The organism is Dietzia aerolata (genome assembly GCF_014144865.1).
GTDB classification, from domain to species: domain Bacteria; phylum Actinomycetota; class Actinomycetes; order Mycobacteriales; family Mycobacteriaceae; genus Dietzia; species Dietzia aerolata.
In genome coordinates this window covers 1-4,978 of the sequence record NZ_JAALDM010000204.1, presented here as the reverse complement: position 1 = coordinate 4,978, position 4,978 = coordinate 1, and the positions used below count along the sequence as shown (strand labels likewise).

The following is a 4,978-nucleotide window of genomic DNA, read 5'->3' as shown; positions in this document are numbered from 1 at the left end:
CCGGTGGTGGAGGCTTCCGCCCCGGTGGTGGCGGCGGTGCCCCGGCCGGTGGTGGCGGTGGTTTCCGGGGTCGTCCCGGTGGCGGAGGCCGTGGTCGCGGTGGCGCCGCGGGTGCGTTTGGTCGCCCCGGTGGTGCGCCCCGGCGTGGTCGCAAGTCGAAGCGGCAGAAGCGTCAGGAATATGACTCGATGCGGGCACCGGAGGTCGGCGGCGTCCGGCTTCCCGACGGTCGCGGGCAGACCCTGCGACTGGCACAGGGTGCATCGCTGAGCGATTTCGCCGACAAGATCGACGTCAATCCGGCCCAGCTCGTGCAGGCGCTGTTCAACCTGGGCGAGATGGTCACGGCCACGCAGTCGGTCACCCCGGAGACGCTGCAGCTCCTCGGTGAGGAGATGGGCTTCAAGATCCAGGTCGTGAGCCCGGAAGACGAGGATCGCGAGCTTCTCGAGTCGTTCGACCTGTCGTTCGGCGAGGACCAGGGTGGCGAGGACGATCTCGAGCGTCGCCCGGCGGTCGTGACCGTCATGGGTCACGTCGACCACGGTAAGACTCGCCTGCTCGACAGCATTCGCCAGGCGAAGGTCGGCGAGGGCGAGGCCGGTGGCATCACCCAGCACATCGGTGCGTACCAGGTCACGGCTCCTGTCGACGGAACGGATCGCACGATCACGTTCATCGATACCCCGGGTCACGAGGCGTTCACCGCTATGCGTGCCCGTGGTGCCAAGTCGACGGATATCGCGATCATCGTCGTCGCGGCCGACGACGGCGTGATGCCACAGACCGTTGAAGCGATCAACCACGCCCAGGCGGCGGAGGTCCCGATCGTGGTCGCGGTCAATAAGATCGACAAGGAAGGCGCCCAGCCGGACAAGATCCGTGGGCAGATGACCGAGTACGGGCTCGTGCCGGAGGAGTACGGCGGCGACACCATGTTCGTCGACATCTCCGCCAAGCAGGGTCTGAACATCGACTCACTGCTCGAGGCCGTCGTCCTGACCGCGGATGCCGCGCTCGACCTGCGCGCCAACCCGGACATGGACGCGCAGGGCGTGGCCATCGAAGCGCACCTGGACCGCGGTCGCGGCCCGGTCGCCACGGTGCTCATCCAGCGAGGCACGCTCCGTGTCGGTGACTCGATCGTGGCCGGTGACGCCTACGGTCGCGTCCGTCGCATGGTCGACGAGCACGGCGAGGACGTCTCTGAGGCGACCCCGTCCCGTCCGGTTCAGGTCATCGGCCTGACCAGCGTGTGTGCCGCCGGCGACACGCTGATGGTGGTGGAGGAGGACCGCACTGCGCGGCAGATCGCGGACCGTCGTAACGCCCGTAAGCGCAACGCACTCGCCGCGCGCAGCCGTCGTCGGATCAGCCTGGAGGACCTGGACTCGCACCTCAAGGAGACCAGTCAGCTCAACCTCATCATCAAGGGCGACAACTCCGGTACCGTCGAAGCTCTCGAAGAGGCCCTTCTGGGCATCGAGATCGACGACGAGGTTCAGCTGCGGGTCATCGACCGTGGTGTCGGTGCGGTCACCGAGACCAACGTCAACCTCGCAGCTGCCTCGGATGCGGTGATCATCGGGTTCAACGTCCGCGCGGAGGGCAAGGCCACCGAGATGGCCAACCGCGAGGGTGTCGACATTCGCTACTACTCGATCATCTACCAGGCGATCGAGGAGATCGAGAGCGCGCTCAAGGGCATGCTCAAGCCGATCTACGAGGAGAAGCAGCTCGGCCAGGCGGAGATCCGCGAGCTGTTCCGCTCCTCCAAGGTGGGCACGATCGCCGGTTGTATGGTGCTCGACGGCATCATGCGGCGTAATGCGAAGGCGCGTCTCATCCGCGACGGCAACGTCGTGGCCGAGGAGATGACCGTGTCATCGCTCCGCCGTGAGAAGGACGACGTGACCGAGGTCCGTGAGGGCTTCGAATGTGGTTTGACAGTGACGTACGCCGACATCAAGATCGGCGACATCATCGAGACCTACGAGCTCGTCGAGAAGCCGCGCGACTGACATCGCACGTCTTGCTGACCGTGGGGGCAGGTTCCGTGGAGAACGGGCCTGCCCCCACGGCATGCTGTTGAGTAATGGCCGCGCATGGTGCGGCCGATCAGGTTCAGGAGGAGCGCCATGACCGGTAAAGGACGTGCGGGACGGCTCGGCAAGCGGATCGGTGAGATCGTCGCCACGGCGATCGAACACGAGATCAAGGATCCGCGACTGGAGTTCGTGACCATCACCGACTCCCGCATCACCCCCGACCTCCGGGTCGCGACGCTGTACTACACCGTCCGCGGCCGGACCCTCGACGAGGAGCCGGACCTCGAGTCGGCTGAGGAAGCACTGACCGCGGCGCGTGGACGGCTGCGGACGATGGTCGGCAAGCAGACCGGTGTGAAGTTCACCCCGGAACTGACTTTCTCCCTCGACTCGGTGCCCGATGCGGCACGGCACATGGAGGAGCTCCTCGCCAAGGCCCGGGCCAGTGACGAGCAGGTCCGCAAGGCCGCGGAGGGAGCCACCCCCGCGGGAGATGAGGATCCCTACAAACGCGCCGAGGACGGGCTGGCGGAGGACGACGACCGGTGACCATCCCGGTCGACGCCCGCGGTGCGGCAGAGATCCTGACACGGCACGCAACAGTCACCGTGCTGTGTCATCTGCGGCCGGATGCGGATGCGCTCGGTAGTTCCGCAGGTCTGGCCCGAGCGCTCCGGCACGTCGGTGCGACCGTGTACCACTCGTTCGATGAGGGCCAGGTGCCCGATGGGCTCCGGTCGATCCCCGGTACCGAGCATGTCATTCCGATGGTGGACGTACCGGCTCACGATGGGCTCGTGGTGACCCTGGACTGCGCGAGTGCCGACCGCGTCGGACGCTGGGAACGACTGTCGACGGCGGCCTCAGAGGTACTGGTGATCGACCATCACCGCTCGAACCCCGGGTTCGGGAGCCATATGCTCCTGGACGCGAACGCGGCCTCCACCGCGTCCCTCGTCCTTGACGTCCTCAAAGCGGGCGGGTTCCACATCGATCCGGAGATCGCGACAAGCCTGTACGCTGGCCTCGTCACAGACACCGGTTCCTTTCGTTGGGGCGGGCCCACGGCACATGCGACGGCCAGCGAGTTGCATGCGGCGGGGGCGGAAACGACCCGATTGGGTTTCGACCTGCTCGATGCCCACTCATTTCCGTGGCTGTCGATTCTCGGGAGACTGCTCCAGACCGTCACCCTCGACACCGATGCGGTGGGCGGACGTGGCGCGGTGTGGCTCGCGGTCCCGAATGAGATCATCAGCACCTCCGACGAGGACGACGTCGAATCGTTGGTCTCCCATCTGAGGGGTGTGCGGGAGGCGTGCATCGCGGTCCTGCTCAAGGAGTACCTGCCGGGTAGGTGGGCGGTCTCGTTGCGCTCGCGTGACGGTGGCCCCGGGCGGGAGGCCATCGATGTCGCGGCTGTCGCGGCCCAACTCGGAGGAGGCGGGCACCCCGCCGCAGCTGGCTGCACCATCAACGGGGACCAGGCAGAGGTCACGGCGAGGCTTCGTGAGCTCCTCGTCTGAGCCCTCGCCGCGCAATCCTGCGACGGAGACCACGGCGAGCATCGGAGTCGGTGAACTCGGTCGTCGACTGTGGTCGATCGCGTTGCCGGTCCTGCCCGTCCTTGCCGCGGAGCCGGTGTATCTGCTCGTCGACGGGATCGTCGTGGGCCGGCAGGGCCCGGAGGATCTCGCAGCGCTCGGTGTGGGATCGCTCGTGCTGCTCGTCCTTGGCACCCAGATGAATTTCCTGTCCTACGGGACGACTGCCCGCGCGGCCCGCCTCCACGGGGCGGGCCGGCGATCCGATGCGGTCGCCGAGGGAGTACAGGCGACGTGGATCGCCCTGGCTGTCGGCGCCCTCGTCGTGGCCACGGTGTCGGTACTCATGGGCCCACTGACGACCGTGCTGGCCTCGGATGCCGAGGTTGCCGCCCGGGCGGCGGAGTGGCTTCGGGTCGCGGTGTGGGGAATCCCCCTCATCCTCATCGCCGCAGCGGGGCACGGGTGGATGCGCGGGGTTCAACGGCTGCGCACTCCGCTGGTGCTGGTCGCGGCGGGTATCGGTCTCTCCACGATCGGCTGCGTGGTGTTCGTCCCGGGCCTGGGGCCGATCCCGGAATTCGGTTTGATCGCCAGTGCCTGGGCCAACCTCGCCGGGCAATTCGTCATGGCGGGTGGCTTCGTCGTGGCACTGATCATCGAGCATGCCGGGTCACTGCGCCCCCGTCGCGCGGTGATCCTGAGTCAGTTGCGGATGGGCGTGGACCTCATCATCCGGACGGCCTCGTTCCAGATCACGTTCGCGGTGGCGACCACCGCCGCCGCGGCCGCCGGCGTGGCCTCGCTGGGGGCGCACCACCTGGCCCAGCAGTTGTGGGCGCTGTACACGTTGGTGCTGGATTCGGTGGCGATCGCGGCGCAGTCCCTCGTCGGGGCCGCTCTTGGTGCGGGTCTGGCCGGGCACGGTCGGGCATTGGCTCGGGCGGTGGTCCTGTGGTCGCTCGGTCTGGGGGTGGTGCTCGCGGTGGCGACGGTGCTGCTGCGCGACCAGCTCGCGGGAGGGCTCGCAGGCGAGGCGCAGGTGGCCGACCGCCTGGTGGTCGCCCTGATCGGGATGGCGATAGTGGTGCTCCCCGCCGCAGTCGTGTTCGGCCTCGACGGTGTCCTCCTCGGCGCGGGCGACGCCGCCTACCTCCGCACCACGACCGTGATCGCCGCGCTGTGCGGTTTCCTCCCGGTACTACTGGCCACGCGTCACTTCGGATGGGGCCTGGTCGGCATCTGGTGGGGGATGGGCGTGTTCGTGATGATGCGCCTGATCGCCGTGGCGATCCGGGTACGGGGTGACCGCTGGATGGTCCTCGGCTCGGCCACCCCGGGCTCGACGCCGGAGGGCTCGGCCACCCCGGGCTCGAGCAGCGGCGA

Annotated in this window: 4 protein-coding genes; all 4 read left to right on the top strand. The window is 68.0% G+C overall.

Annotation, left to right across the window (positions count from 1 at the left end; translation table 11 throughout):
• Window positions 1-2,021: translation initiation factor IF-2 (infB, locus tag G6016_RS11985; RefSeq protein ID WP_182632875.1), on the top strand; the 2,021-nt coding region annotated here is incomplete at its 5' end.
• A gap of 117 nt (window positions 2,022-2,138) precedes the next feature.
• The gene (rbfA, locus tag G6016_RS11980; RefSeq protein ID WP_182632874.1) at window positions 2,139-2,597 is read left to right on the top strand and encodes a 30S ribosome-binding factor RbfA; all 459 of its coding nucleotides are present in this window, start codon (window positions 2,139-2,141) and stop codon (window positions 2,595-2,597) included.
• Entirely contained in the window at window positions 2,594-3,574 is a 981-nt protein-coding gene (locus G6016_RS11975) for a DHH family phosphoesterase (RefSeq protein ID WP_182632873.1), read from the top strand. Before rbfA ends, G6016_RS11975 begins: the two co-directional genes overlap by 4 nt.
• Before the next feature lie 40 nt (window positions 3,575-3,614).
• On the top strand, window positions 3,615-4,978 hold a 1,364-nt coding region (locus tag G6016_RS11970; RefSeq protein ID WP_338403595.1), incomplete at its 3' end, for an MATE family efflux transporter.